Below are 18,169 nucleotides of genomic sequence, written 5' to 3'. Positions count from 1 at the left end.
ATGAGTAGCGTAGATATTCTTGTTCCCGACCTCCCTGAGTCCGTCGCCGATGCGACCGTCGCCGTCTGGCATAAAAAACCGGGCGATGCGGTCACTCGTGATGAAGTCCTGGTAGAAATCGAGACCGACAAAGTGGTACTGGAAGTACCGGCGTCAGCGGACGGTATTCTTGATGCGGTGCTGGAAGATGAAGGTGCCACCGTCACCTCCCGTCAGATCCTCGGTCGTCTGCGTGAAGGTAACAGCGCAGGTAAAGAAACCAGCGCGAAATCGGAAAGCAAAGCGTCCACGCCGGCCCAGCGCCAGCAGGCTTCGCTGGAAGAGCAGACCAACGATGCGTTAAGCCCGGCGATCCGTCGCCTGCTTGGCGAGCACAACCTGGAAGCCAGCGACATTAAAGGCACCGGCGTTGGCGGACGTATCACCCGCGAAGACGTGGAAAAACATCTGGCGAAAGCCCCGGCGAAGAAAGAGGCTGATAAAGCTCCTGCGGCCGCACCGGCCGCTGCTGCCAAGCCTCAGCTGGCTGGTCGTTCAGAAAAACGCGTCCCGATGACCCGCCTGCGCAAGCGCGTAGCCGAGCGTCTGCTGGAAGCGAAAAACTCCACCGCCATGCTGACGACCTTTAACGAAGTCAACATGAAGCCGATTATGGATCTGCGTAAGCAGTACGGCGACGCGTTTGAAAAACGTCACGGTATCCGTCTGGGCTTTATGTCCTTCTACGTGAAAGCGGTTGTTGAAGCGCTGAAACGCTTCCCGGAAGTGAACGCCTCCATCGACGGCGAAGATGTGGTCTACCACAACTACTTCGACGTCAGCATGGCGGTCTCTACGCCGCGTGGCCTGGTGACGCCGGTCCTGCGCGATGCGGATGCGCTGGGCATGGCCGATATCGAGAAGCAAATTAAAGAGCTGGCGCTGAAAGGCCGTGACGGCAAGCTGACCGTAGAAGATCTGACCGGCGGTAACTTTACCATTACCAACGGCGGCGTCTTTGGCTCCCTGATGTCCACGCCGATTATCAACCCGCCGCAGAGCGCGATCCTCGGTATGCACGCCATTAAAGACCGCCCGATGGCGGTTGATGGCAAAGTCGAAATTCTGCCGATGATGTACCTGGCGCTCTCTTACGATCACCGTCTTATCGACGGCCGTGAATCCGTGGGCTTCCTGGTCGCCATCAAAGAGCTGCTGGAAGATCCGACCCGTCTTCTGCTGGACGTTTAGTGCCGATTGCCCGGCGGCGTAAGCCGACCGGGCCAACGATTATCACCTGCACTTCAGACCGGATGACTCTGCATCCTGTCTGAAGGATTACCTGAAGGATGGATAGAACGCATGAACTTACACGAATATCAGGCCAAACAATTGTTTGCCCGCTATGGCTTGCCTGCGCCTGTGGGCTATGCCTGTAACACGCCGCGTGAAGCGGAAGAAGCCGCGTCGAAAATCGGCAGCGGCCCGTGGGTGGTGAAATGTCAGGTTCACGCTGGCGGCCGCGGTAAAGCGGGCGGCGTGAAAGTGGTAAATAGTAAAGAAGACATCCGCGCTTTCGCTGAAAACTGGCTGGGCAAGCGTCTGGTGACCTACCAGACAGATGCGAACGGCCAGCCGGTTAACCAGATCCTGGTTGAAGCCGCGACTGATATCGATAAAGAGCTCTATCTGGGTGCGGTTGTAGACCGCAGCAGCCGTCGCGTGGTCTTTATGGCTTCTACCGAAGGCGGCGTGGAAATCGAAAAAGTGGCGGAAGAAACCCCGCACCTGATCCACAAAATTGCCCTCGATCCGCTGGCCGGCCCGATGCCGTACCAGGGACGTGAGCTGGCGTTCAAACTGGGTCTGGAAGGCAAGCAGGTTCAGCAGTTCACCAAAATCTTTATGGGTCTGGCGACCATCTTCCTTGAGCGCGACCTGGCGCTGATCGAAATCAACCCGCTGGTTATCACCAAACAGGGCGACCTGATCTGCCTCGACGGAAAACTGGGCGCTGACGGCAACGCGCTGTTCCGTCAGGCGGACCTGCGTGAAATGCGTGACCCGTCGCAGGAAGATGCCCGCGAATCTCAGGCTGCACAGTGGGAACTGAACTACGTTGCGCTGGACGGCAATATCGGCTGTATGGTGAACGGCGCCGGTCTGGCGATGGGCACCATGGATATCGTCAAGCTGCACGGCGGCGAACCGGCGAACTTCCTTGACGTGGGCGGCGGCGCAACCAAAGAGCGCGTGACCGAAGCGTTTAAAATCATCCTGTCTGACGACAATGTTAAAGCCGTTCTGGTTAACATCTTCGGCGGCATCGTGCGCTGCGACCTGATTGCCGACGGTATTATCGGCGCGGTAGAAGAAGTGGGCGTTAACGTACCTGTGGTTGTACGCCTGGAAGGCAACAACGCGGAACTGGGCGCTAAGCGCCTGGCGGACAGCGGCCTGAATATTATTGCAGCGAAAAGTCTGACGGATGCAGCGCAGCAGGTTGTTGCCGCAGTGGAGGGTAAATAATGTCTGTTTTAATCGATAAAAACACCAAGGTTATCTGTCAGGGTTTTACCGGTAGCCAGGGGACGTTCCACTCTGAGCAGGCGATTGCCTACGGTACGCAAATGGTCGGCGGCGTAACGCCGGGCAAAGGCGGCACCACGCATCTGGGTCTGCCGGTATTTAACACCGTGCGCGAAGCGGTTGAAGCGACGGGCGCAACGGCTACGGTTATCTATGTTCCGGCACCGTTCTGTAAAGACTCTATTCTGGAAGCTATCGACGCCGGGATTAAACTGATTATCACCATCACCGAAGGTATCCCGACCCTGGATATGCTGACCGTGAAGGTGAAGCTGGATGAAGCCGGCGTGCGCATGATCGGTCCGAACTGTCCGGGCGTGATCACCCCGGGTGAGTGCAAAATCGGCATCATGCCGGGCCACATTCACCTGCCGGGCAAAGTGGGCATCGTTTCCCGCTCCGGTACGCTGACCTACGAAGCGGTTAAGCAGACCACCGACTACGGTTTCGGCCAGTCCACCTGCGTTGGCATCGGCGGCGACCCGATCCCGGGCTCTAACTTTATCGATATCCTGAAGCTGTTCCAGGAAGATCCGCAGACCGAAGCGATTGTGATGATCGGTGAGATCGGCGGCAGCGCGGAAGAAGAAGCGGCGGCCTATATCAAGGACCACGTAACCAAACCGGTTGTTGGCTATATCGCCGGTGTGACCGCGCCGAAGGGCAAGCGTATGGGCCACGCGGGCGCGATTATCGCCGGCGGTAAAGGTACCGCTGACGAGAAATTTGCAGCACTGGAAGCGGCGGGTGTGAAAACCGTGCGCAGCCTGGCCGATATCGGCGATGCGCTGAAGTCCGTCATTAAATGATTCCTCTCTGCTCTCCTGCGGGAGAGCTTTAAGGCGGAGCATTTCGCCGCCTTGCGACTTAACTGGCCACCTTCGGGTGGCTTTTTTTATTTCACGCAGTCTACCTGCTAAATCTGGCGATTAAATGCGGATGACATTCTATTTTTTTTGCCGGATAATTCCGCAGCCTGAAAAAGCGTAATTAGCGATTAAATGGCCGCGTCATTTAATATCTGTACGCAGGGAAGGGTGGTTAATTTACTTTAAGGGGATGTTAAGTGAAATTTAATATAAAGGCATTGGTGCTGGCGTTATCTGCATTTACCAGCATGGCGGGCGCAGAGTCGATGAATATCGAAGTTCTGAGCGCCACCGTTAAAGATCAAAAAATTGATAATGCCGCGATTACGCTGCAAAAGAACGGTGCCCAGTCAGTAACTGCTCACTCCGATGCTGCGGGTAAGGTGCGTCTGGATGCGCCATTCGCCGTCGATCAGGACAGTCTGCTGATCATCAAGAAAGAAGGCTATTCCGACCTGGTCGTAAAATGTCCGTGTGACGGCATGACCTATGCCGTGAGTCCGGTAATGAAAAACCTCGACGGCATGCGTATTGTATTGACCTGGGGTAAAAATCCTCGCGATCTCGATTCTCACCTTATCTATCCTGGCAATCATATTTATTTCGGGCATAAAGAGGGAACTGACGCGAATCTTGATGTTGATGACACCGATAGTTTTGGACCCGAAACAATAACTATCAATAAAAAACGTCTGGGCGAAAGTTATCTTTATGCGGTTCAGGATTATACTAACCGTCTGCATCCTAATTCTCCTACGCTGTCTGCCAGCGATGCCAAAGTATTTGTCTACGTCGGGAGTTCTCTGGTGCGGACATATAACGTTCCGGCCAATAAGGCGGGAAATGTCTGGGCAGTATTCCGTCTGAATCCAAACGGCGACTTTGAAGATATCAACACCGTCAGTCAGGCCGACTTCCGTGGCCGTGATGTTGATACGCTGCCAGAGGTTCTGAATGGCGTTCAGGGCTCGCTGAATGTCAGCCCGGCAACGGCCAACAGCACTCTGGCGAAAAAACTGAACCGCAACGGTGAGGCGGCCTATGGTCGCGGTGAACTGGCTCAGGCCACGTCACTGTTCCAGGCGGCTATCGAACAGGATAGCGCCTTCGGTCAGGCATACAGCAACCTCGGCCTGGCGTATCAAAAACAGGGCAATATCGCCGAAGCGATTTGGGCAAACCGTAAGGCCATCGCGCTGGCGAGCGGCAACAATGCGGCGACCACTCGTGCCAGCTCTTACTACAATATTGCCAAAATTTATGAGAACGCCGGTCAGTTCAGCGATGCGCTGACCCATTACGAATTTGCCAAAGGGCAGAAGAGTAACGCCGTCTATGACAAGGCGATTGAGCGTGTGAAAGGTAAGATGTAGGGGAAGCACTCTCCAGCTATTTTTGTGTGCACGGTGACGGAGGCTTCGGGCCTCCGTTTTCTTGGGGATTAGTTAATTAATTGTTAAATTAGTACCTGGAGATATGAATAATCACCCCGCGTGGCAATAAAATAACCTCCCGAAAGTGGTGAAAAAAAAGACAAGTGTCGTTTTTGTTACACGCGTCGTTAGCGAAATTTCATTGTTAAATAAAATCGCATCTATTAGTAAATTCTCTTCATTTGATAATCCTCACGGTTAACATGCCATCATCTCGTTAACATTGCCTTTACGCAAAGCCTCAGAAGCAACAAATGGTTTACATAAAAGGGAAAAATTGATTTATATCAAAATTCAATGACTGGATTAAGAGCACAAAAATCATTAAATTGTCGCGGATCAAACTGGCCTTGAGATGGCATATTCGCTATAAATTGATCACCGTCGAAAAACGTAAAAGTGATTCAATAAAAACCTGTTTATTGTAAGGGTTTTGCGGCGTACTATATTTGCGAATCAAATTTGGTATTTATTAACGTATTTGTAACCTTTCACCATTACTGTTTTCTCTCGCAGCGGAAGTGGTAACGAAGGAAGGGAGCAAATGAATTTGTATTGGGGCATGTGTGTGGTTTCTCGCTTGCGAGTCATCACTCTCGGAGTCTTCATGCGATGAGCAAGGAGTCATAATGTTAGATATAGTCGAACTGTCACGCTTACAGTTTGCCTTGACCGCGATGTACCACTTCCTGTTTGTGCCGCTGACGCTGGGTATGGCGTTCCTGCTGGCCATTATGGAAACGGTCTACGTTCTTTCCGGCAAACAGATTTATAAAGATATGACCAAGTTCTGGGGCAAGTTGTTTGGTATCAACTTCGCACTGGGCGTGGCAACCGGTCTGACCATGGAGTTCCAGTTCGGGACTAACTGGTCTTACTATTCCCACTACGTTGGGGATATCTTCGGTGCGCCGCTGGCCATTGAAGCTTTGATGGCATTCTTCCTTGAATCTACCTTTGTAGGTCTGTTCTTCTTCGGTTGGGATCGTCTGAGCAAAGTTCAGCATATGTGCGTCACCTGGCTGGTTGCGCTGGGCTCGAACATGTCTGCATTGTGGATCCTTGTGGCCAACGGCTGGATGCAAAACCCTATCGCGTCGGATTTCAACTTCGAAACCATGCGTATGGAAATGGTGAGCTTCGCCGAACTGGTGCTCAACCCGGTTGCGCAGGTTAAATTTGTCCACACCGTGGCGTCCGGCTATACCTGTGGCGCGATGTTCATCCTTGGCATCAGCTCCTACTATCTGCTGCGTGGTCGCGACGTTGCGTTCGCGAAACGTTCCTTTGCCATCGCGGCCAGCTTCGGTATGGCGGCGATTCTGTCCGTTATCGTTCTCGGCGATGAGTCCGGCTATGAAATGGGCGACGTGCAGAAAACCAAACTGGCTGCTATCGAAGCCGAATGGGAAACCCAGCCGGCACCGGCTGCCTTTACCCTGTTCGGTATTCCTGACCAGGACGCGCAGGAGAACCGCTTCGCCATTCAGATCCCTTACGCGCTGGGTATTATCGCCACCCGTTCAATCGACAAGCCGGTTATCGGCCTGAAAGATCTGATGGTACAGCACCAGGAGCGTATCCGTAACGGGATGAAGGCTTATGCGCTGCTGGAGCAGCTGCGTGCCGGTTCTACCGACCAGGCCGTTCGCGACCAGTTCAACAACGTGAAGCAGGATCTGGGCTACGGTCTGCTGCTTAAACGCTATACCCCGAACGTGACCGATGCGACTGAAGCGCAGATTCAGCAGGCGACCCAGGATTCTATCCCGCGCGTTGCACCGCTGTACTTTGCCTTCCGTATCATGGTCGGCAGCGGCATCCTGATGCTTCTGATTATCGGCGTCTCCTTCTGGACCGTGATTCGTAACCGCATCGGCGAGAAAAAATGGCTGCTGCGCGCTGCGCTGATTGGCCTTCCGCTGCCGTGGATTGCCATCGAAGCCGGCTGGTTTGTTGCCGAATATGGTCGTCAGCCGTGGGCTATCGGTGAGGTGCTGCCAACGGCGGTAGCGAACTCGTCGCTGACCGTGGGCGACCTGCTGTTCTCAATGATACTGATTTGCGGCCTCTATACATTGTTTATGGTGGCGGAAGTGTTCCTGATGTTCAAATTTGCTCGCCTTGGGCCGAGCAGTCTGAAAACAGGTCGCTATCACTATGAGCAGTCCTCCGTGACTACTCAGCCGGCACGCTAAGACAGGAGTCGTCAAATGATTGATTATGAAGTATTACGTTTTATCTGGTGGCTGCTGATTGGCATTCTGCTGATTGGTTTTGCGGTTGCTGACGGTTTCGACATGGGGGTGGGCATGCTCACCCGTTTCCTCGGTCGCAGTGACACCGAGCGTCGAATCATGATTAACTCCATCGCCCCGCACTGGGACGGTAACCAGGTATGGCTTATCACCGCCGGCGGCGCGCTGTTCGCCGCCTGGCCGATGGTCTATGCCGCGGCGTTCTCCGGTTTCTACGTGGCGATGATCCTCGTGCTGGCGTCCCTGTTCTTCCGTCCGGTCGGTTTTGACTACCGCTCCAAGATTGAAGACACCCGCTGGCGCAACATGTGGGACTGGGGCATCTTCGTGGGCAGCTTCGTGCCACCGCTGGTGATCGGCGTGGCCTTCGGCAACCTGCTGCAGGGTGTGCCGTTCCATGTTGATAGCACCATGCGTCTGTTCTACACCGGTAACTTCTTCCAGCTGCTCAACCCGTTTGGTCTGCTGGCCGGTGTGGTTAGCGTAGGGATGATCCTGACTCAGGGTGCCACCTACCTGCAAATGCGTACCGTCGGCGAGCTGCATCTGCGTGCCCGCACAACGTCGCAAATTGCGGCGCTGGTGACGATGGTCTGCTTCGCGCTGGCCGGCGTCTGGGTCTATTACGGTATCGACGGCTATGTTGTGACTTCGGTTATGGATCACCACGCAGCCTCTAATCCGCTGGTCAAAGAAGTGGCCCGTGAAGCGGGTGCCTGGATGGTGAACTTTAATAACATGCCTATCCTGTGGGTGATTCCGGCTCTGGGTGTGGTACTGCCGCTGTTGACGCTGGTCTGCTCCCGGGCAGAGAAGGGTGCCTGGGCGTTCCTGTTCTCCTCCCTGACCCTGGCCTGCATCATTCTGACCGCCGGTATCGCGATGTTCCCGTTTGTGATGCCGTCCAGCACCATGATGAATGCAAGTCTGACCATGTGGGATGCCACCTCAAGTCAGCTGACGCTGAACCTGATGACTTACGTGGCGCTGGTGTTCGTACCGATTATCCTGCTCTACACCACCTGGTGTTACTGGAAGATGTTCGGTCGTATCACCAAAGAAGATATCGAAAGCAACACCCACTCTCTGTACTAAGTAAGGAGCATAACGATGTGGTATTTCGCCTGGATTCTGGGAACGCTTCTTGCCTGTGCATTTGGGATCATCACCGCCCTGGCGCTTGAGCACGTTGAAGCGACCAAAGACGGACAAGAAGAACACTGATGAATAAAATTATCGCAACCTTGTATGCGGTAATGGACAAGGGCCCGTTAAGGGCCCTTTCCTTAGTGATGGCGTTGCTGCTGGCCGGCTGCATTTTCTGGGACCCGTCCCGTTTTGCGGCAAAGACCAGCGATCTTGAAATCTGGCATGGCTTCCTGCTGATGTGGGCCGTGTGCGCCGGGGTCATTCACGGCGTAGGCTTTCGCCTGAAAGCGCTGCACTGGAAGGGCGTTTTCTGTCCTGCTATTGCCGTGCTGGTGATGTTTGCCGGTTTGATTTTCTTCTTCGCCTGAGCGACCGTTTATCGCCCGAAAATGTCCCGCAAATCATCCGCTGAATGCGGCGGGACATGACCTCAGGTTATGGCCTTGCATAACCTCATAAATTTTTACTCTCCCTTTACCTCAACCCATTCCAAACAACCTTTGCCGCGAGTATAGTAGCGAAGTTTAAAAGCTCTAACCTTTTGCATTACCGGGATGTAAAGTGAATACAACGCTGTTTCGATGGCCGGTTCGTGTCTACTACGAAGATACCGACGCCGGTGGTGTGGTTTACCACGCCAGTTACGTGGCTTTCTATGAGAGAGCACGCACAGAGATGCTGCGCCATCACCACTTCAGTCAGCAGGTTCTGTTGGAGGAGCGCGTTGCGTTCGTGGTTCGCAAAATGACGCTGGAGTATTTTGCGCCCGCCCGACTCGACGATATGCTCGAGATCCAGACGGAAGTTACCTCAATGCGTGGAACCTCAATGGTCTTTACGCAGAGAATAGTCAATGCAGAGAACCGGGTACTGAATGAAGCAGAAGTTCTCATTGTCTGTGTTGATCCACTCTTAATGAAGCCTCGTGCGCTTCCCAAGTCTATTGTCGCGGAGTTTAAGCAGTGACTGACATGAATATCCTTGATTTGTTCCTGAAGGCAAGCCTTCTGGTTAAACTTATCATGCTGATTTTGATTGGTTTTTCTATCGCGTCCTGGGCCATCATTATCCAGAGAACGCGTATTCTGAACGCCGCTACGCGTGAAGCGGGCGCCTTTGAAGACAAATTCTGGTCCGGCATTGAACTGTCGCGTCTCTACCAGGAGAGTCAGGGACGTCGCGATGCACTGAGCGGATCGGAACAAATCTTCTATAGCGGGTTCAAAGAGTTTGCACGCCTGCACCGCGCGAACAACCATGCGCCGGAAGCGGTCGTGGAAGGGGCGTCACGTGCGATGCGCATCTCAATGAACCGCGAGCTGGAAACCCTGGAAACGCATATTCCGTTCCTCGGCACCGTTGGCTCCATCAGCCCGTATATCGGTCTGTTCGGTACGGTTTGGGGGATCATGCACGCCTTTATCGCGCTGGGCGCGGTAAAACAGGCGACCCTGCAGATGGTTGCGCCAGGTATTGCAGAAGCACTGATCGCCACGGCTATCGGTCTGTTTGCCGCGATCCCTGCGGTTATGGCCTATAACCGCCTGAACCAGCGCGTGAACAAACTGGAACTGAACTACGACAACTTTATGGAAGAGTTCACGGCTATTCTGCACCGTCAGGCCTTTACCGCAAGCAGCGAGAGCAACAAGGGGTAAGCCATGGCCAGGACTCGTGGACGAGGTCGTCGCGACCTCAAGTCCGAAATCAACATCGTACCGCTGCTGGACGTACTGCTGGTGCTGCTGCTGATCTTTATGGCGACAGCGCCGATCATAACCCAGAGCGTAGAGGTTGATCTGCCGGACGCGACCGATTCGCAAACCGTCAGCAGCAACGACGATCCGCCGGTGATCATTGAAGTCTCCGGCGTTGGCCAGTACAGCGTAGTGGTTGAGAAAGATCGTCTGGATCAGCTGCCGCCGGAACAGGTTATCGCCGAGGCGCAGCGCCGCATGCAGAGCAACCCGAAGACGGTCTTCTTGATCGGGGGCGCGAAAGACGTGCCTTACGATGAAATAATTAAAGCGCTGAACCTGTTACACAGCGCGGGTGTGAAATCGGTCGGCTTAATGACCCAGCCTATTTGATCACCTGCTGCCAGCCCGGCGTGAAAACGCCGGACAACAGGGGAACAGTTTTTGGGAACCGAGAGTGTCAAAGGCAACCGAACAAAACGACAAGCTTAAACGAGCGATAATTATTTCAGCAGTGCTGCACGTCATTCTCTTTGCAGCGCTGATCTGGAGTTCGTTCGATGAAAACATTGAAGCTTCTGCGGGCGGCGGCGGCGGTTCTGCTATTGATGCCGTCATGGTCGATCCCGGTGCCGTGGTCGAGAACTACAACCGCGAACAGCAGCAGCAGTCCAGTGCGAAGCGTGCAGAAGAACAGCGCGAGAAGCAGGCTCAACAGCAGGCGGAAGAACTGCGTGAAAAGCAGGCCGCCGAGCAGGAGCGTCTGAAAGAGCTGGAAAAAGAGCGTCTGACCGCACAGGAACAGGCGCGCGAACAGGCCGCCGAGCAGAAAAAAGCGGAAGCCGCAGCGCAGCAGGCGCAGGAGCAGCAGAAGCAGGCTGAAGAGGCCGCGGCTAAAGCCGCTGCGGACGCAAAAGCCAAAGCGGACGCACAGGCGAAAGCCGCTGCGGATGCACAGAAAAAAGCCGAAGCAGAAGCGGCGAAAGCGGCTGCTGACGCGAAGAAAAAAGCCGAGCAGGAAGCGGCGAAGAAAGCCCAGCAGGACGCCGAGAAACAGGCTCAGGCTGAAGCCGCTAAGAAAGCCGCCGCTGAGAAAGCGGCTGCCGACAAGGCCGCTGCCGCGGAAAAAGCCGCGACTGAGAAAGCCGCCGCTGCTGAAAAGGCCGCAGCCGAGAAAGCCGCCGCCGCGAAAAAGGCTGCCGCTGAGAAGGCCGCTGCCGATAAGAAAGCTGCAGCAGACAAAGCCACCGCCGCCAAAAAAGCGGCTGCGGAGAAAGCGGCCGCAGCGGAAGGCGTCGACGACCTGTTTGGCGACCTGAGTTCCGGTAAGAATGCACCGAAAACCGGCGGCGGGGCGAAAGGCAATAATGCCGCTGCAGCCGGTAGCGGTAATACTAAGAATAACGGTGCTTCAGGTGCCGATATCAGCAACTACGCTGGACAGATAAAATCGGCCATTGAAAGCCGCTTTTATGACGCCGCATCGTACGCGGGTAAAACCTGTACGCTGCGCGTAAAACTGGCCCCGGACGGACTGTTACTGGATATCAAATCTGAAGGCGGCGATCCTGCGCTCTGTCAGGCAGCCCTTGCGGCAGCCCGTCAGGCGAAGTTCCCGAAACCGCCAAGTCAGGCCGTGTATGAAGTCTTCAAAAACGCGCCGCTGGACTTTAAACCTTAAGCGTCATTTTCCCCGTTGAAACGGCGGGGGAAACCGCCCGAGGAAGCCACAGGGATCGGCTAGTTTTGTATATTTGAGTTTGTTAACATTCTGCTAAATTATCGCAGACTTCGCGTCTGGATAAGGGAGATATGATGAAGCAGGCATTACGAGTAGCATTTGGTTTTCTAATGCTGTGGGCAGCGGTGCTGCACGCAGAAGTACGTATCGAGATCACCCAGGGGGTAGACTCGGCGCGCCCAATCGGCGTCGTGCCGTTCCAGTGGGCCGGGCCGGGTGCCGCACCTGAAGATATCGGTGGTATCGTAGGTGCTGACCTGCGCAACAGTGGCAAATTCAACCCGCTGGACCGTTCTCGTCTGCCTCAGCAGCCGGGTACCGCTCAGGAAGTGCAGCCTGCTGCATGGTCTGCGCTCGGGATCGATGCCGTGGTTGTTGGTCAGGTAACGCCTAACCCGGACGGAAGCTACAACGTCGCGTACCAGCTGGTTGATACCGGCGCGGCACCGGGTAGCGTACTTGCGCAGAACTCCTACAAGGTGAACAAACAGTGGCTGCGCTATGCCGGCCATACCGCCAGCGACGAAGTGTTTGAAAAGCTGACCGGTATTAAAGGCGCTTTCCGCACCCGTATCGCCTACGTGGTACAGACCAACGGCGGTCAGTTCCCGTATGAGCTGCGCGTCTCTGATTACGATGGCTACAACCAGTTTGTGGTTCACCGTTCTCCGCAGCCGCTGATGTCACCGGCCTGGTCGCCGGACGGCAGCAAGCTGGCCTACGTGACCTTTGAAAGCGGTCGTTCCGCGCTGGTTATCCAGACGCTGGCAAACGGTGCCGTGCGTCAGGTTGCGTCATTCCCGCGTCACAACGGGGCACCGAGCTTCTCGCCTGACGGTTCTAAACTGGCCTTCGCCCTGTCGAAAACCGGTAGCCTGAACCTCTACGTGATGGATATTGGCTCTGGTCAGATCCGCCAGGTCACCGACGGTCGCAGCAACAACACTGAACCGACCTGGTTCCCGGACAGCCAGAACCTGGCGTTCACCTCCGATCAGGCAGGTCGTCCGCAGGTGTATAAAGTGAATGTGAACGGCGGCGCCGCACAGCGTATTACCTGGGAAGGTTCGCAGAACCAGGATGCTGACGTGAGCAGCGACGGCAAATTTATGGTGATGGTGAGCTCCAACGGTGGGCAGCAACACATCGCTAAACAAGATCTCGAGGCGGGTGGCGTACAGGTTCTGTCGTCAACGTTTTTAGATGAAACGCCAAGTCTGGCACCTAACGGCACTATGGTTATCTACAGCTCTTCTCAGGGGATGGGATCCGTGCTGAATCTGGTTTCAACAGATGGGCGTTTCAAAGCGCGTCTTCCGGCTACCGATGGACAGGTTAAATCGCCTGCCTGGTCGCCGTATCTGTAAAATATAAATAATTAATTTTTAAAGGAATCATAGAAATGCAACTGAACAAAGTGCTGAAGGGGCTGATGCTGGCTCTGCCTGTAATGGCCATCGCGGCCTGTTCTTCCAACAAAAACGCGAGCAACGATCAGAGCGGTGAAGGCATGCTGGGTGCCGGTACTGGTATGAACGGCAACGGCAACATGTCTTCTGAAGAGCAGGCACGTCTGCAGATGCAGCAGCTGCAGCAGAACAACATCGTTTACTTCGATCTCGACAAGTACGATGTACGCTCTGACTTCGCTGCCATGCTGGACGCGCACGCGACCTTCCTGCGTAGCAACCCGTCCTACAAAGTGACCGTAGAAGGTCATGCTGACGAACGTGGTACCCCGGAGTACAACATCTCCCTGGGCGAACGTCGTGCTAGCGCCGTTAAAATGTACCTGCAGGGTAAAGGCGTTTCTGCTGACCAGATCTCTATCGTTTCCTACGGTAAAGAAAAACCTGCAGTACTGGGTCATGACGAAGCGGCTTACGCTAAAAACCGTCGTGCCGTACTGGTTTACTAAGAGAACCGCATGAGCAGTAACTTCAGACATCACCTGTTGAGTCTGTCGTTACTGGTTGGCATAGCGGCCCCCTGGGCCGCTAATGCTCAGGCGCCAATCAGTAGTGTCGGCTCAGGCTCGGTCGAAGACCGCGTCACCCAACTCGAGCGCATTTCCAACGCGCACAGTCAACTTTTAACCCAGCTCCAGCAACAGGTCGCCGATAACCAGACCGATATTGATTCCCTGCGTGGTCAAATTCAGGAAAGCCAGTATCAGTTGAACCAGGTTGTTGAGCGCCAGAAGCAGGTTCTGCTGCAGATGGACGCGCTAAGCAGCGGCGGAGCCGCGGCAACGCAGCAGCCGGCCAGCGGCGATCAGAGCGGGGCTGCAACAGCTACCCCTGCGCCTGATGCAGCGGCCAGCAGCGCGCCGGTCCAGAGCGGCGATGCGAATACCGATTACAATGCGGCGATTGCACTGGTGCAGGACAAGTCCCGCCAGGCTGATGCTGTCGTAGCATTCCAGAACTTCATCAAAAAGTACCCGGATTCAACCTATCTGCCGAATGCTCACTACTGGCTGGGGCAGCTGAATTACAATCAGGGTAAACGCGATGATGCGGCGTACTACTTTGCCAACGTGGTGAAGAGTTACCCAAAATCCCCGAAGGCACCCGATGCGATGTATAAAGTCGGCGTGATCATGCAGGACAAAGGGGACAGCGCGAAAGCCAAAGCGGTTTATCAGCAGGTTATTAGCAAGTATCCCGGCACGGACGGTGCCAAACAGGCGCAAAAACGTCTGTCTGCGATGTAATGCACGCTGCATGACCGGAATTTGCATTATTTCTGGTCATGCCGCTTGATTCATAAGCAGTCAGGCAACCATCAGCGAAATTTATGTTGCGCTGAAATCTTAAATCAGTAATATATGCCGCCGTTGCCACGGGATATGAAACAAGCCTGTAGCGGCAAAAAGTGGGTCGTTAGCTCAGTTGGTAGAGCAGTTGACTTTTAATCAATTGGTCGCAGGTTCGAATCCTGCACGACCCACCACTATTTAAGTAAAGCATATTCAGGCGGCACCCGAACGGGTCGTTAGCTCAGTTGGTAGAGCAGTTGACTTTTAATCAATTGGTCGCAGGTTCGAATCCTGCACGACCCACCATCTTATTGGTGGGAAAGTCTGAATGATGTAAAGCAGTAACCCGGAAGGGGTCGTTAGCTCAGTTGGTAGAGCAGTTGACTTTTAATCAATTGGTCGCAGGTTCGAATCCTGCACGACCCACCATTTAAGATTTTAGTAGCACCGAAATGGGCGATTAGCTCAGTTGGTAGAGCATCTCCTTTACACGGAGGGGGTCGGCGGTTCGAGCCCGTCATCGCCCACCATTTCGGGTCGTTAGCTCAGTTGGTAGAGCAGTTGACTTTTAATCAATTGGTCGCAGGTTCGAATCCTGCACGACCCACCAATGCAAAAAAGCGCCCTAAAGGCGCTTTTTTGCTATCTGCGATACTGATGATTCGAACCTGCGCAGGTTCGGGTCGAACGCAGTGAGACAACGGAGCCGCTGGCGGCGACGGCCCAAAGGGCGAGGCGAAGCCGAGTCATCCTGCACGACCCACCAATGCAAAAAAGCGCCCTAAAGGCGCTTTTTTGCTATCTGCGATTTATTCCGCACGACTTCTCCTCCCTAATCGTTTATCTTGTTTAGCATACAAAACAAATCTGCCGTTACTAGCGCATTTTCTGTTGCTGATTCGGTTTTTTGTTAAGTGGATAAAACGAGAAAGCCCTATGAGCGTGATGTTCGATCCCCAAACCGCGATCTATCCTTTTCCTCCTCGTCCGGTACCGCTAAACCAGGATGAGAAACAGGTCCTCCGTAGCCGCATTAAGCGCCTGCTGGCTGAACGCGATGCGGTAATGGTGGCCCATTACTATACCGATCCCGAAATTCAGCAGCTGGCGGAAGAGACGGGCGGCTGCGTAGCCGACTCGCTGGAGATGGCCCGCTTTGGTGCCAGACATTCCGCCTCAACCCTGCTGGTTGCCGGGGTGCGCTTTATGGGGGAAACGGCCAAAATTCTCAGCCCGGAAAAAACCATCCTGATGCCGACGCTGCAGGCCGAGTGCTCCCTGGATCTTGGCTGTCCTGCCGATGCTTTTAACGCCTTCTGCGACGCCCATCCTGACCGGACCGTGGTGGTGTATGCCAATACCTCGGCGGCGGTAAAGGCGCGTGCCGACTGGGTGGTGACCTCAAGCATTGCGGTTGAGCTGATTGAGCATCTCGATAGCCTGGGCGAAAAAATTCTCTGGGCGCCGGATCGACATCTTGGCCGCTACGTGCAGAAACAGACCGGTGCCGACGTACTGTGCTGGCAGGGCGCCTGTCTGGTCCACGATGAGTTTAAAACGCAGGGATTGCTGCGCATGAAAGCGCTTTATCCGCAGGCGGCCGTGCTGGTGCACCCGGAATCACCTCAGTCGATTGTTGATATGGCCGATGCGGTAGGATCGACCAGCCAGCTGATCGCTGCGGCACGAAGCCTGCCGCATTCGCAGCTGATCGTCGCGACCGATCGCGGAATTTTCTATAAGATGCAGCATGCCGTCCCGGAAAAAACGCTGATGGAGGCGCCTACAGCAGGCGAGGGCGCGACCTGTCGCAGCTGCGCCCACTGCCCGTGGATGGCGATGAACGGCCTGCAGGCGATTGCTGAGAGGCTGGAGCAGGGTGGCAGCGAGCATGAGGTCCACGTTGATTCCAGCCTGCGTACGCGCGCGCTGCTGCCGCTTAACCGTATGCTGGAGTTTGCGGCTACACTTAAAAATTAAATTGAAACAATGCGTTGTTTAACGCTCTGGGGAACAAATGGACTTTTTGAGTACGCAAAATATCCTGGTGCATATACCGCTAGGCGCTGGCGGCTATGACCTGTCATGGATCGAAGCCATTGGCACGCTGGCTGGCCTGCTTTGCATCTGGCTGGCGAGCCTGGAGAAAATCAGCAACTATGCGTTCGGTCTGGTGAACGTCACCCTGTTTGCGATCATCTTCTTCCAGATCCAGCTGTATGCCAGCCTCCTGCTGCAGCTGTTCTTCTTTGCCGCCAATATCTACGGCTGGTACGCCTGGTCCCGGCAGACCAGCCAGAATGAAGCCGAACTGCAGATCCGCTGGCTGCCGCTGCGCAAAGCCCTCGGCTGGCTGGCGGCCTGCGTGATTGCGATTGGCCTGATGACGTTTTATATCGATGCGGTGTTCGCTTTCCTGACCCGAATTGCGGTCAGCGTGATGCAAACTTTCGGGCTGAATGTGACGATGCCGGAACTGTTGCCTGATGCCTCGCCGTTCTGGGATTCCTGCATGATGGTACTCTCCATCGTGGCGATGATCCTGATGACCCGCAAATACGTCGAAAACTGGCTGCTGTGGGTGGCGATCAACGTTATCAGCGTGGTGATTTTTGCCCAGCAGGGCGTTTACGCCATGGCGCTGGAGTACGTGCTGCTGACCTTTATCGCTCTTAACGGTAGCCGGATGTGGATGAGCAGCGCGAAAAGCCGGGGCTCACGCGCGCTGTCCTAATGATGGTGATGATGATGGCCGGACTGAACAGCGCTTAGCTGGCAGTCCGGTCCGCTGCAGGGCTGGTATTCCATCTGCACGGTGGCGTGCTCAATCTGATAGTGATGGGCCAGAAAATGCTGGATACGATCCAGCAGGGCATCATGATCGTGGGGCGGAATAACCTGCACGTGCAGCGTCATCAGCGATTTCTCACCGACCAGCCACAGATGCACGTGATGCACGTCGCGCACTTCCGGTATCGCCCGGCGCAGATGGCGCGTCAGGGCATCCACGTCGACAGAGAGCGGCGCACCTTCCAGTAGCTCATTGACACTCTCTTTCAGCAATCTCCACGCGCTGCGCAGCACCAGACAGGAGACCAGCACTGACAGAATCGGGTCAATCGGCGTCCAGCCGGTAAACAGGATCACCAGCGCAGCGACAATAGCCCCCACCGAACCGAGTAAATCTCCCATCACATGCAGTGCGGCCGCCCGGACGTTGAGGTTTTGCGCCTCATTGCCCCTCTGCAGTAGCCAGAAGGCGAGAATGTTCGCCAGCAGCCCCGCAATGGCTACGCCCATCATAATGCCGCCACCGACCGGCTGAGGGGCGTAGAAACGCCGTACCGCTTCGATAACGATAAACAGGGTAATCACCACCAGGGCAATCGCATTCACAAACGCCGCCAGGGTGGTGAGCCGCAGCCAGCCAAAGGTGCGACGGCTGCTGGGTGGGCGACGCGAAAAATGGACCGCCAGCAGGGCGAAAAGCAGGGCCGCAGCATCGGTCAGCATATGGCCCGCGTCCGCCAGCAGGGCCAGGGAGCCAGACACCAGCCCGCCGATGACCTCCACCACCATAAAACCGGCGGTGACGACAAAGGCCAGCAGCAGGCGACGGGCGTTATCATCCTGAGGTAAAGAGGGGGAGCCGTGGGAGTGCGAATGTGCCATAAAGGGGTCCTGCCCGGTTAA

18 protein-coding genes, 5 tRNA genes and 1 other RNA gene are annotated in these 18,169 nt (G+C 55.1%); 23 read left to right on the top strand and 1 reads right to left on the bottom strand.

The window, feature by feature from the left end:
* The 23 genes from odhB (at nucleotide 1) to pnuC (ending at nucleotide 17,210) form a co-directional block, all read left to right on the top strand.
* Nucleotides 1-1,230 (top strand): 2-oxoglutarate dehydrogenase complex dihydrolipoyllysine-residue succinyltransferase, encoded by a 1,230-nt coding sequence (gene odhB / locus EDF81_RS09780; protein ID WP_123347957.1) that lies wholly within the window; start codon nucleotides 1-3, stop codon nucleotides 1,228-1,230.
* A 111-nt stretch (nucleotides 1,231-1,341) separates the two neighbouring features.
* Nucleotides 1,342-2,508 carry an ADP-forming succinate--CoA ligase subunit beta gene (gene sucC, locus EDF81_RS09775; RefSeq protein ID WP_123347956.1) on the top strand — a complete coding sequence of 389 codons (1,167 nt, stop codon included), beginning with the start codon at nucleotides 1,342-1,344 and terminating at the stop codon, nucleotides 2,506-2,508.
* Nucleotides 2,508-3,377, top strand: a complete 870-nt coding sequence (sucD, locus tag EDF81_RS09770) for a succinate--CoA ligase subunit alpha (protein ID WP_123347955.1) — start codon at nucleotides 2,508-2,510, stop codon at nucleotides 3,375-3,377. Before sucC ends, sucD begins: the two co-directional genes overlap by 1 nt.
* A gap of 257 nt (nucleotides 3,378-3,634) precedes the next feature.
* On the top strand, nucleotides 3,635-4,810 hold the full coding sequence (locus EDF81_RS09765; protein WP_123347954.1) for a tetratricopeptide repeat protein: 1,176 nt from the start codon (nucleotides 3,635-3,637) through the stop codon (nucleotides 4,808-4,810).
* A gap of 689 nt (nucleotides 4,811-5,499) precedes the next feature.
* A complete protein-coding gene (gene cydA, locus EDF81_RS09760; RefSeq protein WP_123347953.1) occupies nucleotides 5,500-7,068 on the top strand; it encodes a cytochrome ubiquinol oxidase subunit I in 1,569 nt (522 codons plus the stop codon).
* Nucleotides 7,069-7,083: 15 nt separating this feature from the next.
* On the top strand, nucleotides 7,084-8,223 hold the full coding sequence (gene cydB / locus EDF81_RS09755; RefSeq protein WP_123347952.1) for a cytochrome d ubiquinol oxidase subunit II: 1,140 nt from the start codon (nucleotides 7,084-7,086) through the stop codon (nucleotides 8,221-8,223).
* 15 nt (nucleotides 8,224-8,238) lie between these two features.
* Nucleotides 8,239-8,352, top strand: a complete 114-nt coding sequence (gene cydX / locus EDF81_RS09750) for a cytochrome bd-I oxidase subunit CydX (protein ID WP_123347951.1) — start codon at nucleotides 8,239-8,241, stop codon at nucleotides 8,350-8,352.
* Nucleotides 8,352-8,645: a cyd operon protein YbgE gene (gene ybgE / locus EDF81_RS09745; protein ID WP_123347950.1), complete on the top strand. Its 294-nt coding sequence runs from the start codon at nucleotides 8,352-8,354 to the stop codon at nucleotides 8,643-8,645. Before cydX ends, ybgE begins: the two co-directional genes overlap by 1 nt.
* A 193-nt stretch (nucleotides 8,646-8,838) precedes the next feature.
* Nucleotides 8,839-9,243 (top strand): tol-pal system-associated acyl-CoA thioesterase, encoded by a 405-nt coding sequence (ybgC, locus tag EDF81_RS09740; RefSeq protein ID WP_123347949.1) that lies wholly within the window; start codon nucleotides 8,839-8,841, stop codon nucleotides 9,241-9,243.
* Nucleotides 9,240-9,935, top strand: a complete 696-nt coding sequence (gene tolQ / locus EDF81_RS09735) for a Tol-Pal system protein TolQ (protein WP_123347948.1) — start codon at nucleotides 9,240-9,242, stop codon at nucleotides 9,933-9,935. Before ybgC ends, tolQ begins: the two co-directional genes overlap by 4 nt.
* 3 nt (nucleotides 9,936-9,938) lie before the next feature.
* On the top strand, nucleotides 9,939-10,367 hold the full coding sequence (tolR, locus tag EDF81_RS09730) for a colicin uptake protein TolR (protein WP_123347947.1): 429 nt from the start codon (nucleotides 9,939-9,941) through the stop codon (nucleotides 10,365-10,367).
* A 64-nt stretch (nucleotides 10,368-10,431) separates the two neighbouring features.
* Nucleotides 10,432-11,655, top strand: a complete 1,224-nt coding sequence (gene tolA, locus EDF81_RS09725) for a cell envelope integrity protein TolA (RefSeq protein WP_123347946.1) — start codon at nucleotides 10,432-10,434, stop codon at nucleotides 11,653-11,655.
* A 134-nt stretch (nucleotides 11,656-11,789) separates the two neighbouring features.
* On the top strand, nucleotides 11,790-13,082 hold the full coding sequence (gene tolB, locus EDF81_RS09720; RefSeq protein WP_123347945.1) for a Tol-Pal system beta propeller repeat protein TolB: 1,293 nt from the start codon (nucleotides 11,790-11,792) through the stop codon (nucleotides 13,080-13,082).
* Nucleotides 13,083-13,117: 35 nt separating this feature from the next.
* Entirely contained in the window at nucleotides 13,118-13,633 is a 516-nt protein-coding gene (pal, locus tag EDF81_RS09715) for a peptidoglycan-associated lipoprotein Pal (RefSeq protein WP_123347944.1), read from the top strand.
* 9 nt (nucleotides 13,634-13,642) lie between these two features.
* Nucleotides 13,643-14,431, top strand: coding sequence for a cell division protein CpoB (gene cpoB / locus EDF81_RS09710; RefSeq protein WP_123347943.1), 789 nt, complete (start codon nucleotides 13,643-13,645; stop codon nucleotides 14,429-14,431).
* A gap of 163 nt (nucleotides 14,432-14,594) precedes the next feature.
* Nucleotides 14,595-14,670: transfer RNA gene (locus EDF81_RS09705), tRNA-Lys, on the top strand.
* Between the two features lie 36 nt (nucleotides 14,671-14,706).
* Nucleotides 14,707-14,782, top strand: a tRNA-Lys gene (locus EDF81_RS09700).
* Between the two features lie 47 nt (nucleotides 14,783-14,829).
* Nucleotides 14,830-14,905 (top strand) — tRNA-Lys (locus EDF81_RS09695).
* A 25-nt stretch (nucleotides 14,906-14,930) separates the two neighbouring features.
* Nucleotides 14,931-15,006: transfer RNA gene (locus EDF81_RS09690), tRNA-Val, on the top strand.
* Between the two features lie 4 nt (nucleotides 15,007-15,010).
* Nucleotides 15,011-15,086, top strand: a tRNA-Lys gene (locus EDF81_RS09685).
* Between the two features lie 30 nt (nucleotides 15,087-15,116).
* Nucleotides 15,117-15,242: non-coding RNA, RtT sRNA (locus tag EDF81_RS09680), on the top strand.
* Between the two features lie 170 nt (nucleotides 15,243-15,412).
* Nucleotides 15,413-16,456 carry a quinolinate synthase NadA gene (gene nadA, locus EDF81_RS09675; protein ID WP_123347942.1) on the top strand — a complete coding sequence of 348 codons (1,044 nt, stop codon included), beginning with the start codon at nucleotides 15,413-15,415 and terminating at the stop codon, nucleotides 16,454-16,456.
* 37 nt (nucleotides 16,457-16,493) lie between these two features.
* Entirely contained in the window at nucleotides 16,494-17,210 is a 717-nt protein-coding gene (gene pnuC, locus EDF81_RS09670; protein ID WP_123347941.1) for a nicotinamide riboside transporter PnuC, read from the top strand.
* Here pnuC and zitB read toward each other — a convergent pair.
* Nucleotides 17,207-18,148 carry a CDF family zinc transporter ZitB gene (gene zitB / locus EDF81_RS09665; RefSeq protein ID WP_123347940.1) on the bottom strand — a complete coding sequence of 314 codons (942 nt, stop codon included), beginning with the start codon at nucleotides 18,146-18,148 and terminating at the stop codon, nucleotides 17,207-17,209. The genes pnuC and zitB overlap by 4 nt on opposite strands.
* Nucleotides 18,149-18,169 lie beyond the last annotated feature (21 nt).

The organism is Enterobacter sp. BIGb0383 (assembly GCF_003751845.1).
GTDB lineage: Bacteria > Pseudomonadota > Gammaproteobacteria > Enterobacterales > Enterobacteriaceae > BIGb0383.
This window is presented reverse-complemented; position numbering and strand designations above follow the sequence as displayed.

What these genes read in the sequence shown, in the direction of transcription:
- pnuC (WP_123347941.1), top strand. Translation starts at nt 16,494, where the DNA reads ATGGACTTTTTGAGTACGCAAAATATCCTGGTGCATATACCGCTAGGC.
- cpoB (WP_123347943.1), top strand. Translation starts at nt 13,643, where the DNA reads ATGAGCAGTAACTTCAGACATCACCTGTTGAGTCTGTCGTTACTGGTT.
- cydB (WP_123347952.1), top strand. Translation starts at nt 7,084, where the DNA reads ATGATTGATTATGAAGTATTACGTTTTATCTGGTGGCTGCTGATTGGC.
- cydX (WP_123347951.1), top strand. Translation starts at nt 8,239, where the DNA reads ATGTGGTATTTCGCCTGGATTCTGGGAACGCTTCTTGCCTGTGCATTT.
- ybgE (WP_123347950.1), top strand. Translation starts at nt 8,352, where the DNA reads ATGAATAAAATTATCGCAACCTTGTATGCGGTAATGGACAAGGGCCCG.
- tolR (WP_123347947.1), top strand. Translation starts at nt 9,939, where the DNA reads ATGGCCAGGACTCGTGGACGAGGTCGTCGCGACCTCAAGTCCGAAATC.
- tolB (WP_123347945.1), top strand. Translation starts at nt 11,790, where the DNA reads ATGAAGCAGGCATTACGAGTAGCATTTGGTTTTCTAATGCTGTGGGCA.
- sucD (WP_123347955.1), top strand. Translation starts at nt 2,508, where the DNA reads ATGTCTGTTTTAATCGATAAAAACACCAAGGTTATCTGTCAGGGTTTT.
- nadA (WP_123347942.1), top strand. Translation starts at nt 15,413, where the DNA reads ATGAGCGTGATGTTCGATCCCCAAACCGCGATCTATCCTTTTCCTCCT.
- zitB (WP_123347940.1), bottom strand. Translation starts at nt 18,148, where the DNA reads ATGGCACATTCGCACTCCCACGGCTCCCCCTCTTTACCTCAGGATGAT.
- sucC (WP_123347956.1), top strand. Translation starts at nt 1,342, where the DNA reads ATGAACTTACACGAATATCAGGCCAAACAATTGTTTGCCCGCTATGGC.
- odhB (WP_123347957.1), top strand. Translation starts at nt 1, where the DNA reads ATGAGTAGCGTAGATATTCTTGTTCCCGACCTCCCTGAGTCCGTCGCC.
- pal (WP_123347944.1), top strand. Translation starts at nt 13,118, where the DNA reads ATGCAACTGAACAAAGTGCTGAAGGGGCTGATGCTGGCTCTGCCTGTA.
- cydA (WP_123347953.1), top strand. Translation starts at nt 5,500, where the DNA reads ATGTTAGATATAGTCGAACTGTCACGCTTACAGTTTGCCTTGACCGCG.